The sequence below is a fragment of the Oleiharenicola sp. Vm1 genome (assembly GCF_047777955.1).
Lineage (GTDB): Bacteria > Verrucomicrobiota > Verrucomicrobiia > Opitutales > Opitutaceae > Didemnitutus.
Window position 1 is genome coordinate 2,489,192 of sequence record NZ_CP180537.1, and the last position, 22,147, is coordinate 2,511,338.

Sequence of the window (22,147 nt, forward strand, 5' to 3'; positions counted from 1 at the left end):
AGGGCAACCGCGGATTTTACCGGCCGGCGCTTCCCTGCAGCACGTGGTAATTGGCCATGGAGATGCCGCTGAGCATGGCGCCGATGATGCCGAGGAAGCCCTGGTCGGTGCCGCAGAGGTAGAGGTTCGCGAGGTGCGTGCGGCCGTCGCGGACCTTGCGCGGCGCGCCGTAGATCGCGCCGTTGAGGTGACCGGTGAACTTCTTCACCGTGCGCGGCGTGAACATGTCCGTCGTGACGAGGTTGGCGGCGAGCGTGGCATCGTCGACCGGCGGCAGGAAGCGGCGGGCGCTGCGCTGGATCGCGTCGAACCAGCGGCGTTTCTCCGCCTGGTAGGTTTCATTCGGCAGCGTCGCCCAACGGTCGTAGTTCGCCAGGCAGGTCACGCGCACCAGGCCCTCCGGCAGGTCGGCGCCGTCGGGATAAGCGAAGTTGTTCGGGAAGCAGATGACGCCGCTGCGCAGGTCGACCGGCTCGGACGCGCGCTCGTAGGCGAAGCGGTCGGAATCGTTGAAGAAGATGATCGTGTCATCGCCCCAGCCCCAGCGCGCCGGCGGCTGCTTGAAGACGGCGATCGTCTCGGCGTAGGACAGCTGGCCGGTGTTGGCGTCGGCCTCCGCGGTGTGCGCGGGCTCGCAGAGCCGCATGGTTTCCGGGAATCCGATCGAGGAGATGACGTGGTCGGCGGTGACCTCCGAGCCGTCGTCCAGGACGAGCGTGGCGGCGCGGCCCTCGCGCTCGACGATGCGGGCGACGCCGCACTTCATCCGCCGCTCACCGCCGGCCTGGCGGAATTTCTCCAGCAGCACGCGGATGATCACGCGCACGCCGTCGAGCGGCCGGGCGAAACCCTCGAGGTAGAGCGCCTTGAACATGATGACGAACTGCCCGAACTCCATGTCCCGCTCCTGCGCGCTGCCGTAATACATCACGGGACAGAAGAGCATGTCGGTGAGCAGCGGGTCGCGGAGGTGTTGCGCGACGACCTCGCGGGCGGACCGCGGCTTCGCGTCGAGCGAGACGTCGTCGTAGGTGCGCACCAGATGCACGAGGCTGCTCCACCCTTCGGCCTCGTGGGGGAAGTTCTCGCGCACCTGCGCGTCGAGCACCGCAAAGTCGTTGGTGAACTTCAGTGCGCAGTCCCGGAAGGCGATCTTAGACTGCTTCTGCGGGCAGAGCGCGAACTCGTCGCGGTCGATGCGGAGCTGGCGCAGGAGTTTCGTGAGCGGCGTGCCCTTGACGCCCGGCGGCACGAAGTTGGTCATCGCGTGCAGGCCGACGTCGAACTTGCGGCCGGCGATGCTGTAGAAGCTGTTCAGGCCGCCCGGCGCGTTGTGGCGCTCGAAGATGCAGACCTTCTTGCCGAAATGCGCGAGGCGGATGCCGGCAGCGAGGCCGGACATGCCGGCGCCGATGATGACGGCGTCGTAGTGCGAGGCGGCGTTCACGGTTTCAGTTCAGCAAAAAGGCGGGGTTCGGAGACCCCGCCCGGCAAAGAAATCAAGCGCTGAAGACTTAGGCCTTGGCCTGGAACTTCGGGGTCAGGTAGTCGGCGCAGCTGTCGAGCGAGGCGAGCTGCATGTAGTCGGCTTCGGGGACCTCGATGCCGTGGCGCTTGCGGAGCTCCATGACGATGTCGAGGAAGTCCATGGAATCGAGCTGCAGTTGGTCGCGCAGGCGGACGTCCGGCTTGATGCTCGAGAGGTCCTCGTCGGGCGCGATGTCGGAGATGATGTCGATAACCAGCTTCTTGCAGTCGTCTTTCGTCATGGTGTGCGGAGGTGAGGTCAGGCAGTAAAGCGCTTGATGATCAGGGTGGAATTAATTCCGAGCATACCGAAGGAATTATTCAGGATGGCGTCAACCCGTTTAACCGTGCGCGGCTGGTTGAGGACGAGACCCGGGATATCGCACTGGGGGTCAAGTTCATCCACGTTTATCGTGGGGTGAACGACGAGGTCGTCGAAGCTGGGGATGTTGCCCGCCAACTCAAGGGCGCCCGCCGCGCCCATGGCGTGCCCGATGAAGCTCTTGGTGTTGTTGATCGCGGGCGGCTCCTTGCGGTCCTTGAAGACGGCGGCGATGGCCTGGCATTCCTGGATGTCGCCCTGCGGGGTCGAGGTCGCGTGGGTGTTGACGATGTCGATGTCGTCGACGGTCATGCCGGCGTTGGCGAGGGCCTTGCGGACGCACTCGGCCTGGCGCTCGGGATTGGGAAGGACGTAGTCGGTGGCATCGGAATTGACGCAGTAGCCGGCGATCTCGCCGTAGATCTTGGCGCCGCGCGCCTGGGCGTCCTCGAGGCGTTCGATGGTGTAGAGGCAGCCGCCCTCGGAGATGACGATGCCGTTGCGGGCCTTGTCGAAAGGCCGGCTGGCCTTCGTGGGGTCGGCGTGCGTGGCGAGGGCGTTCTGGCTTTTGAAACCGGCGAAGATGCCGAAGGTCTGCGGGCTCTCGCTGACGCCGCCGGCGATGGCGAAGTCGACCTCGCCGAGCCGCAGCATCTGCGCGGCGTGGATCAGGCCCATGTTGCCCGCGGCGCAGGCGGCGCCGATCGTGTAGGCGGGACCGGTGATGCCGAGGTTGAGCGACACCTCGCCGGCCGGGTTATTGGCGACCGTGCGGGGGTTGTGGTGATGCGTCCAGAACTTGGTGTCGTATTTGAACTGCGAGATGTTGAAGACCTCGTTCTCGGTCTCGACGTTGCCGTGCTCGGTGATGCCGACGTAGATGCCCACCCGGCTCTTGTCGCGCGTGTCGAGGTTCACGCCGGCGTCGGCCAGCGCCTCGCGGGCGCAGTAAACGCTGATGCTGCCGGCGCGCGTGCCGATGCGGACGTCCTTCTTCTTCTGGTATTTCAGCGGATCGAAGGAGCACATGCCCGCCGGCCATTGCCCCATGTAGCGCACTTCGACGGTCTTGATGCCGGAGACGCCGTGGAGGAGATTGCGGCGAAACTCGGCCAGCGTGTTGCCGTTCGGCGCGGTGAGGCCGATGCCGGTGATGACGATGCGGGTTTGCTTCATGGGCGGACGGAGAGCTGGACACGGAATTGCCTAGCCACCCCGAAAGCAACCCCAATAGAAGTCTGCCTCCTCCCCATGAAAGTGCTCGTCGCCGGCGGAGCCGGTTACATCGGAAGCCATTGCGTGCGGCAGCTCGTTGCTGCCGGCCATCAACCCGTCGTCGTCGACAACCTCGTCTACGGCCACCGCGCCGCGGTCGCGCCCGGCGTGCCGTTTTACGACGTGGACCTCGGCGATGCCGCCGCGATCGACCGCGTGTTCAGCGCGCACGCGATCGACCTGGTGATGCACTTCGCGGCGTTCTGCTACGTCGGCGAGTCGGTCACCGACCCGATCAAATACTACCGCAACAACGTCGCCGCCCCGCTCACGCTGCTGGAGACCATGCTCAAGCGCGACGTGAAGAAATTCGTCTTCTCCTCCACCTGCGCCACCTACGGCATCCCGCAGAAGATGCCGATGACCGAGGATCTCCCGCAGGCGCCGATCAATCCCTACGGCCAGACCAAGCTCGATCTCGAGAACCTCCTCAAGGCCCTCGCCCGCTCCCACGGCCTGAGCTTCGCCGCCTTCCGCTACTTCAACGCCGCCGGCGCCGCCGAGGACGGCGCGATCGGCGAGGACCACGACCCCGAGACGCATCTCATCCCCGTCGCCATCGGCGCCGCGCAGGGCTCCGCCCTGCCCTGCAGGTTTTCGGCACGGATTACCCGACGCCCGACGGCACCTGCCTGCGCGACTACGTCCACGTCGACGACCTCAGCCGCGCCCACATCGCGGTGTTCGACCGGCTCGGCACCCCCGGCGCGCAGTTCTTCTACAACCTCGGCACCGGCCAGCCGACCTCCGTGCTCGAAGTCATCCGGGCCGTCGAAAAAGTCAGCGGCCTCCAGGTGCCCGTGACCTACGCCCCGCGCCGCGCGGGCGATCCGCCGGCGCTCTACGCCGATGCGACCAAGGCGCGGACGGAGCTCGGCTGGACGCCGAAATACCAGGCGATCGAGCCGATCATCGAGACGGCGTGGCGCTGGCACAAGGCGCGGCCGCACGGCTACGGCGATCGCAAATAACGCGAGTCGCCGCCGGATTCGGCGGGCGCACTCGGCGCGGTTCGTATCTACGGCGAAACCTCGGCGGAGCCCGGTGGCGCCGCCTATTTCCTCGCGCGCGTCTTCCGGGGCGCGGCGGCATCGGTCGCCCCCAGCTTGTCGCCGAGGAGCGCGGTGAGCGTCTCGCGCTCGTGGCCGGGGTGCGCGGCGGCAACCGCCGCCAGCAGGCGCGCGGCCAGCTCCTCGATCGACTCGCCGCTGTCAGTGGCGCCCGTGGCCGGCGGGGGCGTCGGCGGATTCGAGCCGGACGACTCGGCGTGCGTCTCGTCCTTCTCGCCCGCCTGCCGGACCTCGTCGGGCAGGTCGCGCGGCAGTATGGCGTCGCCCGTCGCGGCGACGGCGCTGCGGTAGACGACGTTCTCGAGCTCGCGGACGTTGCCCGGCCAGCGATAGCGGCAGAGCAGCGCCAGCGCCTCCGGGGAAACCTTGCGGACCTTGGCCTTCTTGCCCTTCACCAGGCCCTGGAGGAAGAAGTCGACGATCTGGGGGATGTCCTCGACGCGGGCGCGCAGCGGCGGCAGCTTCACGCGGACGACGTTCAGGCGGTAGTAGAGGTCCTCGCGGAATTTCTTCTCCGTCACCAGCGCCTCGAGGTTCTTGTTCGTGGCGGCGACGACGCGGACGTTGACCTTGATCGTTTCCACGCCGCCGACGCGCTGGATCTCGCCCTCCTGGAGCACGCGCAGGATTTTCGTCTGCGTGGTCGGCGTCATGTCGCCGATCTCGTCGAGGAAGATCGTGCCTCCGTCGCACTGTTCGAATTTGCCGAGGCGCTGCGCGGTCGCGCCGGTGAACGAGCCGCGCTCGTGGCCGAAGAGCTCGCTCTCGATCAGGTTCTCCGGGATCGCCGCGCAGTTGACGGCGACGAAGGCCTTCGAGGAGCGGTGGCTGTGGCGGTGGATGGCGCGAGCGACGAGCTCCTTGCCCGTGCCGGACTCGCCCGTGATCATCACGGAGGCGTCGGAAGCGGCGAACTGCCCGATGGCCTTGAAAACCTCCTGCATCGCGGGCGAAGTGCCGACGATGCCCTCCTTGTGCTCGTCGGAGTTGACCACCGGCTGGTAGGCGCTGGCGGACTTGCTGTCGGCCTGGGTCCGCAGCGCGCTCTCGACCAGCGCGATCAGCTTCGGGGGATCGAACGGCTTCACCACGTAGTCGTAGGCGCCGAACTTCATCGCCTCGATCGCGGTCTGCGCGGTGCCGTAGGCGGTCATGAAGATCACCAGCTGGCGGGGACTCGCAGCGCGGATGTGCTGCAGCGTCTCGAGGCCGGTCATGCCGGTCATGCGGTTGTCGAGCAGCACGACGTCCGGCGCCTGTTTCTTCACCGCAGCCACGCCCTCCTCGCCGCTCGCGGCCTCCTGCACGCGGTAGCGTTGCGAACTGAGCACTCGGTTGAGCGAGTAGCGCACCTCGGTGTCGTCATCGATGACGAGGATGGTGGGTGCCGGAGTGTCGGTGGACATGGAATGTGTTAGCGCTTTCGAGGGCGATGGTTCTACTTAGGGCCGATGCTAGGCTGGTCAATTAATCTGTTCCGCGTCTTTGGCATACAGCTCGCGATCCACGTGAGCTTTCTGTTGCTGCTCGCCTACTACGGCTGGGACGGGTGGATGCAGGCCGGAGCGACCGGAGCGGGCTGGAGTTTGCTGCTGGTGACATTGTTCTTCGGCTGCGTCGTGCTGCACGAACTGGGCCATTCGCTCACCGCGCGTCGCTACGGCGTGCAAGTGCCCCGCATCCTGCTGATGCCGATCGGCGGCATGGCGGAGTTCGACCGCATCCCGCGCAAACCGTCCGCGGAGCTGCTCATCACCGTTGCCGGACCGGCGGTGAACTTCGTCCTCGCCGCCGTGCTGCTCCCGCTGGTGTGGCACGACCTGTGGTCCGAGCAGGGCGTGCCGGCCTACGGCAGCCGCGACCTCATGATCCAGCTCGCCGCGGCGAACGCCGTGATGGGCACCTTCAACCTGCTGCCGGTGTTCCCGATGGACGGTGGCCGCATTCTCCGCGCGCTGCTGGCGATGAAACTCGACTACCTGCGCGCCACCTATTGGGCCGCGATGGTGGGCAAGGTGCTGGCCGGCCTCTTCGCGCTGCTGGCGGGTTTCTACCTGCACAGCCCGCTGCTCACCGTGCTGTTCGTCTTCATCTTCTTCGCCGGCGACGCCGAGTATCGGGCCCTGCTCCGTCGCGAGCGCGAGGCGGCCTACTGGGCGGACTGGGCCCGGCGCGCGGCGGCCGCGCCAGCCGCGGCGCCGTCGAATCCCGAAGACCCCTCCCCGCCTCCGCCGCCCCTGATTTTGCACGGCCCAAACTAAGTTGAGGGTGATTTCCAAAAAGGCCTTGCATTCGCCCGCCAAAACCCACTTTTTGACCGCTCGCAGTTCTTTGTGGGCTCGTAGCTCAGTTGGAAGAGCGCCTCAATGGCATTGAGGAGGTCGTCAGTTCGAATCTGATCGGGTCCACCACTTTACCCCGCCCTACCCAGGGCGGGGTTTCTTTTTGGGCGCGCCCGCCGCCGCTGCCGGTGGTAGAGATTTCCTGAAACCGCCTCGCCCCGGCGCGGTTATCCCCGGCAGCCATGCTCCCCGATCTCCGGCTCGCCATCCGCAATCTCGCCAAATCCCGCGGCTTCACCGCCGTCGCCGTGCTCACCCTGGCCGTCGGGCTCGCGGCGACCACGACGATGTTCAGCACGCTGCGCGCGCTCGTGCTCTCGCCGCTGCGCTACCCGGAGCCGGACCGGCTCGTGATGGTCTGGTCGGACCGCCAGTGGCCGCTCTCCTCCGCCGACTTCACCGACCTGAAGCGGGAGCTCACGTCCTTCACCGACTTCGGCGTCTACACGCCCCAGTCGTTCAACATCGGCCAGGAAAACGCCCAGGCCGTCTCCGGGGCGAGCGTGACCTCGGGCGTCCTGCGCGCGTTCGGCGTGGCGCCCCTGCACGGCCGGCTGTTCACGCCGGACGACGACAAGCTCGGGGCCCCGCCGGTCGCGATCCTCAGTTACTCGCTGTGGAAACAAACCTTCGGCGCGGATCCGGCCCTCGTCGGGCGCGAGGTTCGTCTCAACGGCAGCAACGTCACCGTCGTCGGCATCATGCCGCCGGAATTCGAGTTTGCCGGACCGTGGCTGCAGACGACCGACTGCCACGTCTGGCAGCCGCTCCAGTTTGATCCGGCCAAGCTGCAGCGCGATTCGCACTGGCTCTGCGGTCTCGCACGTCTCAAGCCGGGCGTGGCGGTCGCCACCGCCGACGCCGAGGCGAAGGCCCTCGGCAAGCGCCTCGCGGAGACCTACCCCGACAGCAACATGCGGAAGCCGTTTCTCGTCATCTCGCTCCACGAACAGATGACCGTCGACACCGCGCGCCAGGGCTGGGTGCTGTTCACCGCGGTGGCGTTCGTGCTGCTCGTCGCCTGCGCCAACGTCGCCAGCATGCTCCTGGCCCGCGGCGCCCGCCGGGCGGGCGAGTTCGGCGTGCGGCTGGCGCTGGGCGCGACGCGCACGGCGCTCGTGCGGCTCGCGCTGGCGGAGAGCTTCGTCATCGCCGGCGCCGGCGCGGCGCTCGGGCTCTGCCTCTCGCTCGGGGGCCTGCAGGTGATGCGCGTCATCGCGCCGACCACCGAGGCGCGCAAGGCCGCCATCGCGCTCGACCTGCCGGTGCTGGGCTTCGTGCTCGGGGCCACCGTGCTCACCGCCCTCATCGCCGGCCTGCCGCCGGCGCTCGCCGGCTCGCGCGTCGGCCTCGCCTCGGTCATCCGCAGCGACTCGCGCGGCAGCACCTCGTCGCGCCACCGCCTGCTCCAGGGCCTGCTCATCGGCCAGATCGCCCTGGCGTTCGTGCTCGCCAACGGCGCGGCGATCTTTTCCGGCAGCTACCTGAAGTTGCTCGAGGAAAACCAGCAGCTCGCGACCGACCGGGTGCTCGTCGGGCGCGTCAATCTCCGCGGCAAGCGCTACGACGAGGACGCCGACCGCGTGCGCTTCTGGCGCGCCCTCGAGGAGCGCGTGAAGGCGTTGCCCGGGGTCGTCAGCGTCGGCCTCACCTCCAAGCTCCCGCTCGAGGGCGGCAGCAACACCAACGCCCTGGTGAACGACGAGGTCTACGACCCGAAGCAGCGCCGCATGAACGTCGAGCGCTCCTCCGTGACCGAGGACTATTTCGCCGCCGCGGGCCTGAAACTGATCCAGGGCCGCCTGCTCAACGCCGAGGACCGCACCGGCGAGGTGCGGGGCGTGGTGGTCAACCAGGCGATGGTGGCGAAGGCCTGGCCGGACAAGAACCCGCTGGGCGAAATCATCCGGGGCAACAATCCCGGCAAGCCGTGGTATGTCGCGCGCGTGGTCGGGGTCGTCGAGGATGTCCGTCAGCACGGGGCGGCGACAAAGGCGCAGCCGGAAATGTATACGACGCCCGAGGGCCACTGGGGCCGCTCCGTCTACGTCCTGATCCGGTCGGCGCAGCCGGCGGCCGCCCTTTCCGCTGCCTTGCGCGCCGAGGTGACGGCGCTCGACTCCGAACTGGCGGTCGAGCGCGTCCGCACGCTCCAGCAGGTGGTGAAGGACTCGACTCGCGGCCAGCGCACGATGGCGGGGCTCGTGGACGCGTTCATGGCCCTCGCGCTCGGCCTGCTCGCGGTCGGGCTCTACGGCACGCTTTCGTATCTGGTGCAGCAGCGCACGCGCGAGATCGGCGTGCGGCTCGCGATCGGCGCGGGCAAGGGCACGATCCTGCGCCTGATCTTCGCCCAAGGCGGACGCTGGGTCGCGACGGGACTGGTGCTCGGCGCGCTGGGCGTCTGGAGCGGCAGCACGCTGTTGAAGTCCGTCGTCTACGGCATGGACGGACTGCGCGTGGTGCCGCTGCTGCTGGGCGGAGGCGCCGTGTTCGCCGCCGCTGCCCTCGCCTGCTGGATTCCGGCCCGCCGGGCCTCGCGGCTCGATCCGCTGCTGGCGCTGCGGGCAGATTGACGGCGCGGGCGCCGGCCCCGCGCCGCCGGCCTCAATCCAGGTCGCGCATGCGGAAGGTGAGCTCCCAGGTGTTGCTCTTGCCGTCGGGACGGCGCTTGCCCCACACCAGCTTCCGGAAGGTCGCGAGCACGGCCTGGTCGAACTCCGCGTTGCCTGACGAGCGGGTGAGGCGGACGTTGCCGACCTCGCCGTTGGCGGCGACGAGGAAGCTGACGTCCGCGTTGAGCGAGTCGGCCAGCCCGGTCGGCTTCAGATCGTCGAAGATGCTGCGCAGCTCGTTCTTCAGCAGCGTCTGGTAGACGAGCATCTCGCTCGCCTCCTCGCGGCTGAGCGCCTTGCCCCCGCCGCCGCCGCGCTTGTTCGCGGTCGAGCCGCCGAGCACGCCCTCCTTGATGCCCTCGACGTCGACGCCTTTCACGCCGGCCGCGGCCTTGGCGGCGCGGGCGGCGGCGGCCTTGCGCGCGGCTTCCTGCTTGGCGATCTCGCGGTCGATTTTCTTCTTCTCGTTCAGGTAGGAGACGATCCGCTTTTTGTTCATCTCGTTCACGACGGACTTGGCCTCCTTCGTGAGCGGCTGTTTCGGCTTCGGCGCCTCCTTGACCTTTTCCTTGGGCTTCGGCGTCTCCTTCGGCGGCGTCGGGACGACCTGCTCGACCGGTGCGACCTTGGCGGTCTCGACGACCGGCTCGGGCTCGGGCGCGACCTCGGGCTGGGCCACCGGCGCGTTGACCGGGGGCGCGATTTTCGGTGGCGTGAGCGTGTTGCCCAGCTTGGCGGCGACCAACTCGTCGGGCGCGGTCGGCGGACCGGCGACGAGGTCGAAGATCACCGGCGGGCGCTGCTGCTGCACCTGCGCGACATAGAGCGAGAGCCCGGCAATGATCGCGGCCACTGTGGCGTGCAGCAGCAGCGAGGCGAAGAAGGCGCTGGGCGAGTTCGCGCGCATGGCGCTCAGGAACCGGTCTGGGTGTCGAAGGTGACCTTGGAGAGTCCGTTTTGTTTCAGCGCGTCCATCACGCTGATGAAGTGCTGCGCGGTGGCCTTCTGATCCATGCGGATGCGGAAGACCGGCGGCTTCGGCTCGGCGGCGTAGGTGGCGAGCGTCTTGCGGAGGTTGGCCAGCGGCACGACCCGGCCCGCAAGCGTGCAGGTGCCGTCGGCCTTGATGGTGATGGTCTCGAACCGGGTGTCCTTGTCCGGCCGCGACTGCTCGCTCTTCGACTCGACGGGCAGGTTCACCGGCACGGTCTGCTCCGACTGGATCAGCGGCGTGGCGATCATGAAGATGATCAGCAGCGTGAACGCCAGGTCGATCAGGTTGGTGACGTTCAGCTCCGAGATCGGGTGCGCGGCGCGCGGACGGCGGAAGGTGCGGGCCATGGCGGTTGGCTCCTTATTTCTGCATCTCGAGCTCGATGCGATCGGCGAGCACGCTGGCGTAGTTTTCGATCTCGGTGGTGAGCGTCTTGGACTTGTTCAGCAGGATATTGTAGCCCACCACGGACGGAATCGCCACCACGAGGCCGGCGATGGTCGTGAGCAGCGCCGCCGAGACGCCGGGGGCCAGCGTCTGGATGCTCGCGGTCTGCATCACCGAGACGGCGCTGAAGGCCTCCATCACGCCCCAGACCGTGCCGAGCAGGCCCATGAAGGGGGCGACGGTGACCATGGTCGCGAGCCACACCATGTTCTCCTCGTAGCGCAGCACCTGACGCGCGAGGGCGCGGGCGATGGCGTTCTCGGCGTGCTCGAGGCGCGCATGCAGCGAGTCGTCGCCCTTCTCCTTGCCGATGGCGGCGGCGCGCCAGTAGGACTCCGCGGCGTCGGCGAAGAGGTCCGCATAGGGGATCGAGCGCATGTTGCGGAACGACTCCGGCAGATCGAGCAGCTTGCGCTCCTCGCGCAGGCGCTGTTCGAACTGGTGGTTGCGGATGCGGAGCTTGTTCAGCTCGGAATTTTTCCCGAGCATCACCGACCAGGCGAACACGCTGAAGATCAGCAGCACGACGGTGATGACCTGACCGACGGGGTCGCAGCGAACGAAGACTTCGATGATGTTGGTGGTGGCGAGAAAAAGCGGTGCCAAGGCAAGGCTGAGCATGACCGCGAAGTGTTGGCGCGATTCTCCGGCGCAATCAAGGGGTTTCCTCCCGCCGGCGCGCGGAAAAACGGTTGCCGAAAATTCTCGCGTCGCGTTTCGTGAACGTCCTCCCCTCTTTCCATGCCCAACAAGTCCAAGCCCGTCGGCAAACTCATCTCGTTCGAAGGCTCCGAAGGTTCCGGCAAGTCCACGCAGATCATGCGCCTGGCCGAGCACCTCCAGAAGCTCGGCCGCGAGGTCATCGCGACGCGCGAGCCGGGCGGCACCGAGATCGGCGAGCAGATCCGGAATATTCTCATCCACAACCACCGCGGCGACGAGATGTGCCCGGAGACGGAGCTGCTGCTCTTCACCGCCGCCCGCGCCCAGCTGGTGCGCGAGGTCATCGCCCCCGCCCTGCTCCGCGGCGCCGTCGTGCTGAGCGACCGCTACCTCGACTCGTCCACCGTCTACCAGGGCGTCGCCCGCAACCTCGCGCCCGACCCGGTGAACCAGATCAACCGCTTCGCCGTCGGCAACGTCATGCCGCACCTCACCATCGTGCTCGACGTCCCGACCGAGGTGAGCCTCCAGCGCATCCGCCAGCGCGCCTCCGACCTGCCCGACCGCATGGAGCGCGAGAACATCGAGTTCTACAACAAGGTCCGCGAAGGCTACCTGCTCCTCGCCCGCCAGTGGCCGGAGCGCGTGGTCGTCATGGACGGCACGCAGCAGCCCAACGCCCTCGAGGAACAGATCTGGGGCGCGGTGCAGCTCCGCCTGCTCGACCTGCAAACCGCCTGAGTCCGGCTCCCGTCCTCCGTTCTCAGTCCTCAGTTTCCCGTCCCCTGTTCTCCGCCGCTCCAGCTCCCTGGCCCGAAGCCCTCGCCGGCACGCCCGCCGTGTCCGTGATCGAGCGCGCCATCGAGCGCCGCCGCCTCGCCAACAGCCTCCTGCTCCACGGCGAGAACCTCGGCACGCTCGCCACCGTCGCGCACGGCATCGCCGACCGCCTGCTCAACGACCCGCGCTCGCCCAGCCAGTATTTCGCGCCGAAGCAGCACCCGGACTTCTTCGCCCTCCGCCCCGCCGGCAAGATGCGGCAGATCGGCGCGGACGCCACGCGCGACCTCATCAACCGCATCCAGGTCTCGCCCCAAGTCTCGCACCGCAAGGTCGCCGTCGTCTACGAGGCCGACCGCATGAACGTCGCCGCGGCCAACATCTTCCTCAAGACCCTCGAGGAACCGCCGGCCAGCACCGCGATCCTGCTGCTCACCACGCGGCCCTACGCGCTGCTCGCCACCATCCGCAGCCGCTGCCTGCACTTCCGCTTCACCGACTCCGGCGCCGAGGCCCTGGCCGGCTGCGAGCCCGACCTGGTCGCCGCGTGGCAGCAAACCCGCGCCGACTATGCCGCCTGGCTGGGCAAGCTCGCCGACGGCGCCGCCGACAAGCGCGCCGTCGCCGACCAAGTCATCAGCGTCTACGGCCTGATCACGCGCTTCAACGCCGTCCTCTCCGCCGCCACCGAGCAGGCGTGGAAGCAGCAGAAGGAAAAGCTCCCGGACGATCTCGACGACGACGAGGTCGACGCCATCCAGACCGGCATCACGAACGGCATCCGCCTGAAGCTCTTCGCCGAGCTCGAGCACGCCACCCGCGACTTCGCCCAGGCGCGCCTGGCCGCCGGCGACGAGGCCGCGCGCCGCGCCACCGTTGCCGCCATCGCCCAGCTCGAACACGACGTCGGCCTCCTCCGCCTCAACCTGAACGAGGCCGCCGCGCTGGAGAACTTCCTCCTCAGCTCGCTGCGGATCTGGAGTCGGCGCTAGGACGGCACGCGATTTCTTGACGGGAATTCGCCTTGTCTTGGCGCGGCGGCGGCTGTCTGTGGTTCCTCCCGCGGGATGAACTCAACGACTACCAAGGCCGCCCCCACTCTGCTGCAGATCGCCTGGCCGATCTTCATCGAACAGGCGCTGCGCATCCTCATCGGCGTCGTCGACACCTTCATGGTCGCGCACGTCTCGGACGGCGCCGTGGCCGCGCTGGGCGTCGCCAACCAGTTCGTGGTGCTCTCGCTGATCTGTTTCAACTTCATCGGCATCGGCGCCAGCGTCGTCATCACCCACCACGTCGGCGCGGGCGACGCCAAGGGCGCGGAGAAGATCGTCACCACCGCCATCGCGGTGAACACCTGGATCGGCCTCGTCATCAGCCTCGTGGCCTTCACCTGCGCGACGCCGCTGCTGCGGCTGATGCAGCTGCCGGACGAGCTGATGGTCCACGCGCGGCCGTTCCTCACCCTGATGGGCGGCACGCTGTTCATGGAGTCGATGAACGTCTCGCTCGGCGCCTCGCTCCGCGCCCACGGCCACACGCGCGACGCCATGGTCGTCACGACCCTGCAGAACGTGATCAACATCGCCGGCAGCTGCGTCCTGCTCTTCGGGCTCTTCGGCGCGCCGAAGATGGGCGTCACCGGCGTCGCGCTCGCCAGCGTCTTCAGCCGCGTCGTGGCCAGCCTCATCCTCTGGGTGCTGCTCGACCGCCGCCTGAAGCTCATGCTCCGGGCGCGCGACTTCGTCGACATCCGCCTCGATCGGATCAAGCGCATCCTGCACATCGGCCTGCCCGCGGCCGGCGAGCACATGAGCTACTGGGTCTCGCTGATGGTGATCACGAGCTTCGTCGCCCGCCTGGGCGCCGAAAGCCTGGCGATGATGACCTACACGCGGCAGGCGCAGCTGCTCGTGATCCTGTTCTCCATCGCGCTCGGCCTCGGCACGGAGCTGCTCATCGGGCGCCTCGTCGGCGCGGGCGACTTCGCGGGCGCCTACCGCGAGGTGATGCGGAGCGTGCGCATCGGCTTCGCCATCTCGACCGCGGCGATCGTGATCGTCGCCGCCTGCGGCAAGCCGCTGCTCAGCCAGTTCTCCCACGACCCGGTCGTGATCACGGGCGGCGCCGTCCTGCTGCTCATGTCGATCCCCTACGAGCCCGGGCGCGTCCTGAACATCGTCATCATCAATGCGCTTCGCGCCACGGGCGACGCGCGTTTCCCGATCTCGATCGCGATGGTCTCGCAGTGGTGCTTCAGCGTCCCGTTGTGCTGGCTCTTCGGCCTGAAGCTCGGCTGGGGCCTGCCCGGCGTCTGGGTCGCGATGATGATCGAGGAGTGGGCGCGCGGCCTGATGATGCTCTGGCGCTGGCGCAAGCGCTCCTGGCTGCCTTACGCGCAGCGCAGCCGCGACGCGGTGGCCAAGGGCGGTCAGCTGCCGATGGTGTCGGAGACCTGAGCCGGCGCTACGGCCCCCGCCCTACGCCTCCAGCACCGCGCGCACGAAGGCCTCGCGGGCGTCCATGTGCGGGTTGTGCCCGGCCTCGGGAATGGTGGTGAAGCGGGCCGAAGGGAAATGCCGGCGGATCGCCGCGTGGTCGCTCTCCTGCACGTAGCGCGAGCGGCCGCCGAGGATGAACTGCGTGGGACCGTCGAAGCGGTCGTCGGGCCGGAGCGCGTCCTTCTCCAGCTGCGGCAGCGCGGCGGTCAGCACCGGGAGGTTGATGCTCCAGCGCCACTGGCCGGCGTCGTCGCGGGCCAGGTTCGTGGTGAGAAATTTCCGCATGCCGAGATCGGGCACGCGCGCCTCGAAGCGCATCTCGGCCTCCTGGCGCGACTGCAGGCTGCCGAGGCTGAGCTCGTTCATCGCCAGGAACTCCGCGCGGTGCCCCTGCCAGCTGTAGTCGCGCGGGGCGACGTCGACGACGACGAGCCGCTCGACGCGCTGCGGCTGACGGCAGGCAAGCAGCATCGCGATCTTCCCGCCCATGCTGTGGCCGACGAGCGTGGCCCGCGGCAGCCCGTGCGCGTCCATCCAGCCCGCGAGGTCGTCCGCCATCGCCTCGTAGCTCATCGCGTCCGCGTGCGGCGAGCGGCCGTGGTTGCGGGCGTCGAGGGCGAACACGTGGAAGTGCGCCGCCAGGTCGCGCCCGGTCGTCTGCCAGTTGCGCGAGGAGCCGAGCAGGCCGTGCAGGACCAGCATCGGCGGCCGGCCGGCGCCGCCCAGGTCGACATGGAAGAGATTAACCACGCCGCACACGAAGCACACCGGCCGCGCGGAAACCAGCGCGAAAACCCGGCGATCCCCGGGGTGATTTTCTGCGTGCCCTCCGTGCCTTCGTGGTTCAAGAAAGCCCGCTCATGTCCGAAAAGCTCACCCCGATGATGCAGCAGTATTTCGAGGTCAAACGCGGCCTCCCGGCGAACACGCTGCTGCTTTTCCGGCTCGGGGACTTCTACGAGATGTTCTTCGAGGACGCCGAGGTCGCCTCGCGCCTGCTCGGCATCACCCTGACCAAGCGCCAGGACTACCCGATGGCAGGCATCCCCTTCCACGCCGCGGACAACTACGTCACCAAGCTCCTCGCCGCCGGCAAGAAGGTCGCCATCTGCGACCAGGCGGAACCCGCCAAGGCCGGCAAGCTCGTCAAGCGCCAGCTCACGCGCATCCTCTCGCCCGGCACCACCCTCGCCGCCAACCAGCTCGACGCCGCCAAGAACCACTACCTCTGCGCCCTCGAGCTGAACAAGCACGGCCTGCACGCCGCCTGGCTCGACGTCTCGACCGGGGAGTTCCGCGTCGCCACCGACGCGCGGCCGGAGAACCTCCTGCCCGTCCTCACCGCGCTCGATCCCGCCGAGCTCGTCCTGATCGAAGGCGATCTCGAGAAGTGGAAGGCCGCGCCGCACGACGACCACGTCACGCACAACCTCCAGCACTTCTGCGCCGAGCGCCTGATCACCGAATTGCCCGGCTACCACTTCGAGGTCGCCGGCGGCGCCAAGACCGTGATGGACGCGCTCGGCGTGCTGAACCTCCAGGGTTTCGGCCTCGCCCACACCCACCCCGCCCTCGGTGCGGCTGGCGCCGTCGTCTACTACGCGACGGAAAATCTCTGCGCCAAGCCCGAGAACCTCCGCTCGCTCCAGGAATACCGCAGCGCACACACGCTACTCCTCGACCCGGCGACCCTGCGCAACCTCGAGATCTTCCAGTCCATCCGTGGCACGCGCGACGCCTCGCTGCTCGGCGCCATCGACCGCACCACCACCGCCGCCGGCGCGCGCCTGCTCGAGCGCTGGCTCGCGGCCCCCGCCCTCGACCTGCAGGAAATCCGCCGGCGCCAGACGGCCGTGGGCGAATTCGTCGCGCAGCCGAGCGACCTGGCGAACGTCCGCGAGCTGCTCAACAAGGTCCGCGACATCCCGCGCATCCTCGGCCGCCTGCAGAACCGCCTCCGCAACCCGCGCGAACTCGGCGGCGTGCGCGACACGCTCGCCCAGATCCCCGCGATCATCGCCTGCCTCGACCTGCTCGACTCGCACCTCGTCGGCAGCCACGGCGGGGAGATTTCCCGGATCCGCGCCCGCCTCACCGACCTGCCCGCGCTGCGCGAGCTGCTCGCCCAGGCGCTGGCCGACGAGCTCCCGAACGACCTCGCCGACGGCAACTACATCCGCGCCGGCTACGACGCCGAGCTCGACCGCCTGCGCAGCCTCACCACCGACAACAAGGGCTGGCTGGCCGAGCTCGAGCGCCGCGAGCAGGAACGCACCGGCATCAAGAGCCTCAAGGTCCGCTTCACCTCTGTCTTCGGCTACTACATCGAGGTCACCAAGGCCAACGTCCACCTCGTCCCCGCCGACTACGTGCGCAAGCAGACCACGGTGAACGGCGAGCGCTACGTCACCGAGGACCTCAAGCTGAAGGAAAAGGAAATCTTCTCCGCCGAGGAGAAATCCCTCGCCCGCGAGCAGGAGCTCTTCGCCTACCTCGTCGGCGCCGTGCTCGCGGAGGCCCCCGCGCTCACCCGCACCGCCGAGGCGCTGGCCGAGCTCGACGTGCTCGGCGGCTGGGCCGTGCTCGCCCGCGAGTGGGATTACTGCCGCCCGGAGCTCGACGAGGGCGACTCGCTCGCCATCACCGACGGCCGCCATCCCGTCGTCGAGCAGATGATGAAGCAGGAGCGCCTCGGCCTGGCCGGCAGCTACACCTTCGTGCCGAACGACGCCGCGCTCTCCGCCACCGACGCGCAGATCATCCTCCTCACCGGCCCGAACATGGCGGGCAAATCGACCTACATCCGCCAGGTCGCGCTCATCACGCTCATGGCGCAGGTCGGCTGCTGGGCGCCGGCCAAGGCCTGCCGCATCGGCCTCGTCGACCGCATCTTCTCCCGCGTCGGCGCGAGCGACGACCTCGCGCGCGGCAACTCGACCTTCATGGTCGAGATGAACGAGACCGCGAACATCCTCAACAACGCCACCGACCGGTCGCTCATCATCCTCGACGAGATCGGCCGCGGCACCTCGACCTACGACGGCCTCTCCATCGCCTGGGCGGTGGTCGAGCACCTGCACCGCTCCGCCGATCGCGGTCCGCGCACGCTCTTCGCCACGCATTACCAGGAGCTGACGCAGCTCGACAAACACCTGTCGCGCCTGCGCAACTTCTCCGTCGCGGTGAAGGAGTGGAACGACGACATCGTGTTCGTCCGCCGCGTCGTCGAGGGCGCGGCCGACCGCAGCTACGGCATCCAGGTCGCCCGCCTCGCCGGCCTGCCCCTGACGGTGATCGACCGCGCCAAGACCATCCTCACCCAGCTCGAGTCCGACGAGGTCACCGTGACGCTTCCCGCCGCGCCGCAGGCGAAGCCGAAGAAGAAGATCACCGTCACGCCGAGCGACGACTCGCAGCTGAGCCTGCTCTGAGCGCGCGCCCGCAGCCACCCCCGCCGCTAGCGGGATGCTGCCGGGCCGAGCCCAGCTCCCGCCGGGCCGGAGGCCGCCTCGAGCAGCATCGCGTCGAGTTCCGTGGCGCAGCGAGCGAACTGCAGGTAGGCCGCCAGCTCGGTTCGCGCCGCCGCGGCGTCGGTCGCGCGCGGCCGCGACGGGAAATGCACCCGGTCGAGTGCCGCGCGCAGCTCCGCCAGGCGCGGCCCGCGGTCCTCGCGGGCCAGCTCCGCAAGCGCCTCGCCCGCCAGGTGCACGAAATCCGTCAGCGCCGGACCGGACAGCGGCGCGCCGCCGAGCTGGACGGCGAGGCCGGTCAGCGCGCTGGTCAGGCGCTGGTTGCCGTTGGCCAGCGCCGCGGCCGCGTCGACGTCGGCCTGCTGGTGCTTCGGTTCCGCGCTCATGCGCTGCAGGGACGAGAAGAGCGCGCCGTTGGCCGACTCCGCGGCGCGCTTGGCGGCGATCAACCGGTCGTCGAAGCGACGGCCCTCGGCGAGCGCGGCGCCGATGGCCTGGAGGTAGGCGCGGTTCGCCCCTAGGGCCCGCGCCAGGATCTGCGGGAACTGGCCGCGCTCCCACACCGGCCAGAACAGATACGCCGCGGCCAGCGCGAGCACGCCGCCCGCCAGCGTCGCCGCGAGGCGCTCGAGCGTGAAGGCGACGCTGACGCGCTCCTGCGCCTCGGTGATGAGCACGACGAACAGCGTGATGAAGAAGACGGCGACGGCGTAGTTGCGCTTCAGCCAGAAGGCGAAGCCGGCCATGGTCAGCGCCATCGCGGCGAGGATCGCCCACCCCGGCAGCGGCAGCCAGAGCAGCGCGCTGGCCAGCACGCCGCCGGCGATCGTGCCGAGCACGCGCTGGGCGGCGCGCAGGCGCGTGGTGCCGTAGTCGGGCTGCAGCACCACGAGCATGGTGAGCGGCAGCCAGTAGCCGCGGCTGAAGCCGAAGTGCTTCATCACCGCGACGCCGAGCAGCTGCAGGCTCGCGAGCCGGATGGTGAAGCGCACCAGCGCCGCCTCGGGCGGCCAGCGCAGGTTGATCGCGGCGGCCAGCGGCCGCAGCGCGCGGGCATGCAGGTCGAGCAGTTCGAGGGAAAAGGCCGCGCGCTCGCCGGCGCGCGCGATCGTCGCCCGCAGGGCCGCCCGGGTCTCCGGCACCAGCTCGCCGAGCTGGTGCAGCAGGTTCGCCAGCTGGTGCAGCGCGGGGTCGCCGGGCTCGTGGCCCGCCACGCGGTCCTCGGTGGCCTGGAGGAGATGGGACAGGCGCACCAGCCGCACCTCGACAGCGGCGAGATGCGAGGGCTGGCGGGAGACGACGGTCACGGCGACGAGGCGCGTCGTGTTCACCAGCGAGGAAAAGACCGGCGCCAGGCTGGCGGCGAGCAGCGGGGCGTCGGTCCGCTCGCGCAGGTTCTCCAGCGCGGAGTTGAGCGCGACCACGCGGGTGAAGAGGCGGGCGGCGGCGTGGTTGAGCGCGTGCAGGCGCGGCAGCAGCGGGCCGGGCCGGCCGCCGTGTGTCTCCAGCGTGTGCCGGGTCTGGTCGAGCGTCAGCCGCAGCTGCGCCTCGCGCTCGGCGATCGCCCGCTGGCGGTCCGCGGCGGCGCGCGCCGCATCGGGCGTCAGGGCGTCGAGCAGGTCGGAGAGCGCCAGCCAGCTGTCGGACACGATGCGGCGGAGGGGATGCTCCGAGCGGAACGGCCAGAGCGCCACCTGCACCAGGACGCCGAGGAGGCCGCCGGCGAGCGCGGCGAGGAAGTGCTGGCTGGCCACCGTCTCGCCGCCGGGCAGCGCCAGCGCGAGCAGGGTCAGGAACACGGACGTGCTCGCGATCGACGGCCCGTAGTCGGGGATCACGTGGCGCCAGGCGCCGGAGGCGAGCGTCACGCCCCCGATCACGGCCAGCGCCGGGGCGAGGGCCGGCGCGCCGAAGGCGCCCAGCCAGCCCGAGCCGGCGAACACCGCGGTCATCGCCAGCAGCAGGCCGAGGCGGAGCGGATACGAGCCGCGCACGTCCACCATCGCGACGTTCTGCGCCGTGATGGCGGCGAAGGTGACGTCGAACGGCAGCTTCCACCACAGCGCCGCCAGCACCGGCAGCATGAAGCCGACGGTCGCGCGCAGGCCGCGCGCGAGGTCCGGCTTGAGCCGCCTCTCCTCCAGGACGGCGTCGATCCGCGACCAGAGCCCGCTGCGTTGCATGGCGGGAGCTTGCCGGACGCGGCGTCCGCTTCAAGCGCGGGGAAGCCGATGACGGGCACGGGCGCCCGTCAGTATTTGCGGGTGAACTCCGGCGGCAGCGGCGCCGTGGCGCGGAAGGGATGGCTGGCGCCGCCGAATTCGTAGGTGAAACTCGTCTCGTGCGAGTGGAGGAACAGCCGCTTCTCCCGCGTGGCGCGGGCAAACTCGCGGTTGAGCATGAAGTCGCCGTAGGTCTGGTCGCCGACGATCGGCAGGCGGCGCTTCGCGCACTGGGCGCGGAGCTGGTGGCTGCGGCCGGTGTGCGGCTCCAGCTTGACCAGCGAGGTCGAGAACGCGCCCTGGCGGTGCTCGACGAAGCTGAACTGGGTCGCCGCCGGCAGGTGGCCGGCGACGGCGCTGGTGCGGATCTGGCCGCCGCGCTTCTCGACGGCGAGCAGGTCGCGCCAGAATTGGTTGCGCTCGGACGGCTTGCCGAAGACGAGCGCGGCGTAGACCTTGCGGACCTTCTTCCGCGCGAAGAGCTCCTTGATCGCCCGGGCGAGTTCGCCGTTGCCGCAGACGAGGATGACGCCCGAGGTGGCGCCGTCGAGGCGGTTGAGCAGCCACAGCCGGCGCTCCGCGCCCGCCTCGTCCTTCCAGACCCAGCATTCTTCGGCGGCGCGATAGGTGCCGGTCAGCAGCGAGCGCGGCTCGTCGGCGCGCTCGTTCGGGTGCGAGAGGACGCCGGCCGGCTTGTTGCAGGCGGCGAGGCCGTTGGCGTCGTGGGCGAGCAGCGTGACCCCGGGACCGAGCGGGATGGCGGTCCAGAATTCTGCCCCCGGGCCGCTCACTGGTAGTAGAAGCTGAACGTCATCGTCTGCTGCTTGCCGAGCACGGCGATCATCTGCTCGGTCCACTTGCGGTAGGGCTGGCGGACGGTCAGCGCATTGGTGCAGGCGTAGACGCCCTGCTTGCCGGCGGTTTCCTCGGTCGTGACGATCGAGACCTCGCCGTCGGAGTTGAGCGTGAAGGTGACGAAGACGTGGGTGCCGGACTTCGGGGCGATGCGCGACTCGTCGAGGATCGAATACCACGAGGCCTGCACGATCTCGATGAACTCCTGCATGTATTCGCCGTATTCGCTCCAGCGGGCGTCGATGCCGAGGATGCCGATGTTCTGGGTGCCGGCCAGGCGGTTCTGGAGGATGTTGGGCCGGGCCTGGGTGAGGCGCGGGCGGGCCTTCGGCTTGGGGCGCGATTCCTCGACCTGCGGGCTCTCGGTCAGGCCGCCGGTGGGGCTCTTGCCGTTCTTGGCGCCTTCGAGGAATTTCTCCGCCTGGTTCGAGGGCGACTGGCTCTGCGAGATGTTGCTGCCGACGCCGTCCTCGGACTTGCCGTCGATCTTCTCGGTGCCCTGCAACGGCACCTGCTCGGCCCGGGCCTGCTGGGCGGCCTGCGGGGTGGCGTTCTCGAGGGCGTTCTGCATCGCGGTGACGGCGGCGCCGTCCTGCGGACGGGCCATGTCGCCGGAGACGATGGAGGAGTCGTTCTTGATGTCGTCCTGGCCCTTCACGCTCGGCCGGTTCTCGGGATCGGTCTCGGGCGGCTTCTCCTTCTGGGCGGACTGCTGGTTGCGGTTCGAGTAGTTGTTCGTCTTGTCCGGCGTGTTCTCGGGAGCGTCGGGGTTGGTCTCGACGAACTTGAAGGGGTCGGGCTGCTTCGGCTCCGGCTCGGGGGGCGTCAGCTCGAAATTGAACTCCTTGCCGCGGTTGGCCTTGGCCACCCAGTCGAGGTTGGAGTGCGAGCCGGCGAATTTCTCGACCGGGAACAGCGGCGCGAGGCACAGCAGCAGGATGTGGAACAGCAGCGTGCAGATGAAACCGATCGCGATGGAGCGGTTGGCGGGCTCCTGCACCGGCGAGCCGGAGCGGGCGGGGGCGTCGGGGCGCGGAGATGGGGACAAGGTGACCACTTTTCGG

The 22,147-nt window shown here is 69.0% G+C and carries 17 protein-coding genes, 1 tRNA gene and 1 pseudogene; 8 read left to right on the forward strand and 11 right to left on the reverse strand.

Annotated elements, in window-relative coordinates:
* Positions 1 to 16: 16 nt before the first annotated feature.
* The 3 genes from ACMYLB_RS12330 to ACMYLB_RS12340 all read right to left on the reverse strand — a co-directional run bounded on the left by ACMYLB_RS12330 (position 17) and on the right by ACMYLB_RS12340 (position 3,025).
* Positions 17 to 1,447, reverse strand: a complete 1,431-nt coding sequence (locus ACMYLB_RS12330; RefSeq protein ID WP_415907303.1) for a phytoene desaturase family protein — start codon at positions 1,445 to 1,447, stop codon at positions 17 to 19.
* Positions 1,448 to 1,514: 67 nt separating this feature from the next.
* Complete coding sequence (locus tag ACMYLB_RS12335; protein WP_415907304.1) at positions 1,515 to 1,769, reverse strand: acyl carrier protein; 255 nt, start codon at positions 1,767 to 1,769, stop codon at positions 1,515 to 1,517.
* Between the two features lie 17 nt (positions 1,770 to 1,786).
* Positions 1,787 to 3,025 carry a beta-ketoacyl-[acyl-carrier-protein] synthase family protein gene (locus tag ACMYLB_RS12340; protein WP_415907305.1) on the reverse strand — a complete coding sequence of 413 codons (1,239 nt, stop codon included), beginning with the start codon at positions 3,023 to 3,025 and terminating at the stop codon, positions 1,787 to 1,789.
* A gap of 75 nt (positions 3,026 to 3,100) precedes the next feature.
* Between ACMYLB_RS12340 and galE the strand changes: the two are divergent.
* Positions 3,101 to 4,095: pseudogene (gene galE, locus ACMYLB_RS12345) on the forward strand (UDP-glucose 4-epimerase GalE).
* Positions 4,096 to 4,178: 83 nt separating this feature from the next.
* On the opposite strand, the gene ACMYLB_RS12350 reads toward galE, so the two are convergent.
* Positions 4,179 to 5,600 carry a sigma-54-dependent transcriptional regulator gene (locus ACMYLB_RS12350; protein ID WP_415907306.1) on the reverse strand — a complete coding sequence of 474 codons (1,422 nt, stop codon included), beginning with the start codon at positions 5,598 to 5,600 and terminating at the stop codon, positions 4,179 to 4,181.
* A gap of 102 nt (positions 5,601 to 5,702) precedes the next feature.
* On the opposite strand from ACMYLB_RS12350, the gene ACMYLB_RS12355 reads away from it, so the two are divergent.
* The 3 genes from ACMYLB_RS12355 to ACMYLB_RS12365 all read left to right on the forward strand — a co-directional run bounded on the left by ACMYLB_RS12355 (position 5,703) and on the right by ACMYLB_RS12365 (position 9,112).
* The gene (locus ACMYLB_RS12355) at positions 5,703 to 6,455 is read left to right on the forward strand and encodes a site-2 protease family protein (protein ID WP_415907307.1); all 753 of its coding nucleotides are present in this window, start codon (positions 5,703 to 5,705) and stop codon (positions 6,453 to 6,455) included.
* Positions 6,456 to 6,529: 74 nt separating this feature from the next.
* Positions 6,530 to 6,605: transfer RNA gene (locus ACMYLB_RS12360), tRNA-Ala, on the forward strand.
* 113 nt (positions 6,606 to 6,718) lie between these two features.
* On the forward strand, positions 6,719 to 9,112 hold the full coding sequence (locus ACMYLB_RS12365) for an ABC transporter permease (RefSeq protein ID WP_415907308.1): 2,394 nt from the start codon (positions 6,719 to 6,721) through the stop codon (positions 9,110 to 9,112).
* A 31-nt stretch (positions 9,113 to 9,143) separates the two neighbouring features.
* Here ACMYLB_RS12365 and ACMYLB_RS12370 read toward each other — a convergent pair whose 3' ends face one another.
* From ACMYLB_RS12370 to ACMYLB_RS12380, 3 genes are read right to left on the reverse strand one after another with little or no spacing between them, the layout of a single operon-like run.
* Positions 9,144 to 10,058 (reverse strand): TonB family protein, encoded by a 915-nt coding sequence (locus ACMYLB_RS12370; protein WP_415907309.1) that lies wholly within the window; start codon positions 10,056 to 10,058, stop codon positions 9,144 to 9,146.
* A gap of 5 nt (positions 10,059 to 10,063) precedes the next feature.
* Positions 10,064 to 10,492, reverse strand: a complete 429-nt coding sequence (locus ACMYLB_RS12375) for an ExbD/TolR family protein (RefSeq protein WP_415907310.1) — start codon at positions 10,490 to 10,492, stop codon at positions 10,064 to 10,066.
* 13 nt (positions 10,493 to 10,505) lie between these two features.
* Positions 10,506 to 11,213: a MotA/TolQ/ExbB proton channel family protein gene (locus ACMYLB_RS12380; RefSeq protein WP_415907311.1), complete on the reverse strand. Its 708-nt coding sequence runs from the start codon at positions 11,211 to 11,213 to the stop codon at positions 10,506 to 10,508.
* 120 nt (positions 11,214 to 11,333) lie between these two features.
* Between ACMYLB_RS12380 and tmk the strand changes: the two genes are divergently transcribed.
* The 3 genes from tmk (at position 11,334) to ACMYLB_RS12395 (ending at position 14,494) form a co-directional block, all read left to right on the forward strand.
* Positions 11,334 to 11,996: a dTMP kinase gene (gene tmk, locus ACMYLB_RS12385; protein ID WP_415907312.1), complete on the forward strand. Its 663-nt coding sequence runs from the start codon at positions 11,334 to 11,336 to the stop codon at positions 11,994 to 11,996.
* A gap of 98 nt (positions 11,997 to 12,094) precedes the next feature.
* Positions 12,095 to 13,027 (forward strand): DNA polymerase III subunit gamma/tau, encoded by a 933-nt coding sequence (locus ACMYLB_RS12390; protein WP_415907313.1) that lies wholly within the window; start codon positions 12,095 to 12,097, stop codon positions 13,025 to 13,027.
* 75 nt (positions 13,028 to 13,102) lie between these two features.
* Entirely contained in the window at positions 13,103 to 14,494 is a 1,392-nt protein-coding gene (locus ACMYLB_RS12395) for an MATE family efflux transporter (RefSeq protein WP_415907314.1), read from the forward strand.
* 21 nt (positions 14,495 to 14,515) lie between these two features.
* On the opposite strand, the gene ACMYLB_RS12400 is transcribed toward ACMYLB_RS12395, so the two are convergent.
* Positions 14,516 to 15,286, reverse strand: coding sequence for an alpha/beta fold hydrolase (locus ACMYLB_RS12400; RefSeq protein WP_415907315.1), 771 nt, complete (start codon positions 15,284 to 15,286; stop codon positions 14,516 to 14,518).
* A 110-nt stretch (positions 15,287 to 15,396) separates the two neighbouring features.
* On the opposite strand from ACMYLB_RS12400, the gene mutS reads away from it, so the two are divergent.
* A complete protein-coding gene (gene mutS / locus ACMYLB_RS12405; RefSeq protein WP_415907316.1) occupies positions 15,397 to 17,967 on the forward strand; it encodes a DNA mismatch repair protein MutS in 2,571 nt (856 codons plus the stop codon).
* Between the two features lie 26 nt (positions 17,968 to 17,993).
* Here the strand turns inward: mutS and ACMYLB_RS12410 are convergent, their stop codons facing one another.
* From ACMYLB_RS12410 to ACMYLB_RS12420, 3 genes are all read right to left on the reverse strand, one after another.
* Positions 17,994 to 20,189 carry an FUSC family protein gene (locus ACMYLB_RS12410; RefSeq protein ID WP_415907317.1) on the reverse strand — a complete coding sequence of 732 codons (2,196 nt, stop codon included), beginning with the start codon at positions 20,187 to 20,189 and terminating at the stop codon, positions 17,994 to 17,996.
* A 68-nt stretch (positions 20,190 to 20,257) separates the two neighbouring features.
* A complete protein-coding gene (locus ACMYLB_RS12415; protein ID WP_415907318.1) occupies positions 20,258 to 21,019 on the reverse strand; it encodes an RluA family pseudouridine synthase in 762 nt (253 codons plus the stop codon).
* Positions 21,016 to 22,131, reverse strand: coding sequence for a hypothetical protein (locus ACMYLB_RS12420; RefSeq protein ID WP_415907319.1), 1,116 nt, complete (start codon positions 22,129 to 22,131; stop codon positions 21,016 to 21,018). The genes ACMYLB_RS12415 and ACMYLB_RS12420 overlap by 4 nt, the downstream gene beginning before the upstream one ends.
* Positions 22,132 to 22,147 lie beyond the last annotated feature (16 nt).

Bases quoted from the DNA above. Each gene is read 5' to 3' on its own strand.
- ACMYLB_RS12335 (WP_415907304.1), bottom strand. From the start codon at position 1,769: ATGACGAAAGACGACTGCAAGAAGCTGGTTATCGACATCATCTCCGAC.
- ACMYLB_RS12340 (WP_415907305.1), bottom strand. From the start codon at position 3,025: ATGAAGCAAACCCGCATCGTCATCACCGGCATCGGCCTCACCGCGCCG.
- ACMYLB_RS12350 (WP_415907306.1), bottom strand. From the start codon at position 5,600: ATGTCCACCGACACTCCGGCACCCACCATCCTCGTCATCGATGACGAC.
- ACMYLB_RS12365 (WP_415907308.1), top strand. From the start codon at position 6,719: ATGCTCCCCGATCTCCGGCTCGCCATCCGCAATCTCGCCAAATCCCGC.
- ACMYLB_RS12370 (WP_415907309.1), bottom strand. From the start codon at position 10,058: ATGCGCGCGAACTCGCCCAGCGCCTTCTTCGCCTCGCTGCTGCTGCAC.
- ACMYLB_RS12375 (WP_415907310.1), bottom strand. From the start codon at position 10,492: ATGGCCCGCACCTTCCGCCGTCCGCGCGCCGCGCACCCGATCTCGGAG.
- ACMYLB_RS12380 (WP_415907311.1), bottom strand. From the start codon at position 11,213: ATGCTCAGCCTTGCCTTGGCACCGCTTTTTCTCGCCACCACCAACATC.
- tmk (WP_415907312.1), top strand. From the start codon at position 11,334: ATGCCCAACAAGTCCAAGCCCGTCGGCAAACTCATCTCGTTCGAAGGC.
- ACMYLB_RS12395 (WP_415907314.1), top strand. From the start codon at position 13,103: ATGAACTCAACGACTACCAAGGCCGCCCCCACTCTGCTGCAGATCGCC.
- mutS (WP_415907316.1), top strand. From the start codon at position 15,397: ATGTCCGAAAAGCTCACCCCGATGATGCAGCAGTATTTCGAGGTCAAA.
- ACMYLB_RS12410 (WP_415907317.1), bottom strand. From the start codon at position 20,189: ATGCAACGCAGCGGGCTCTGGTCGCGGATCGACGCCGTCCTGGAGGAG.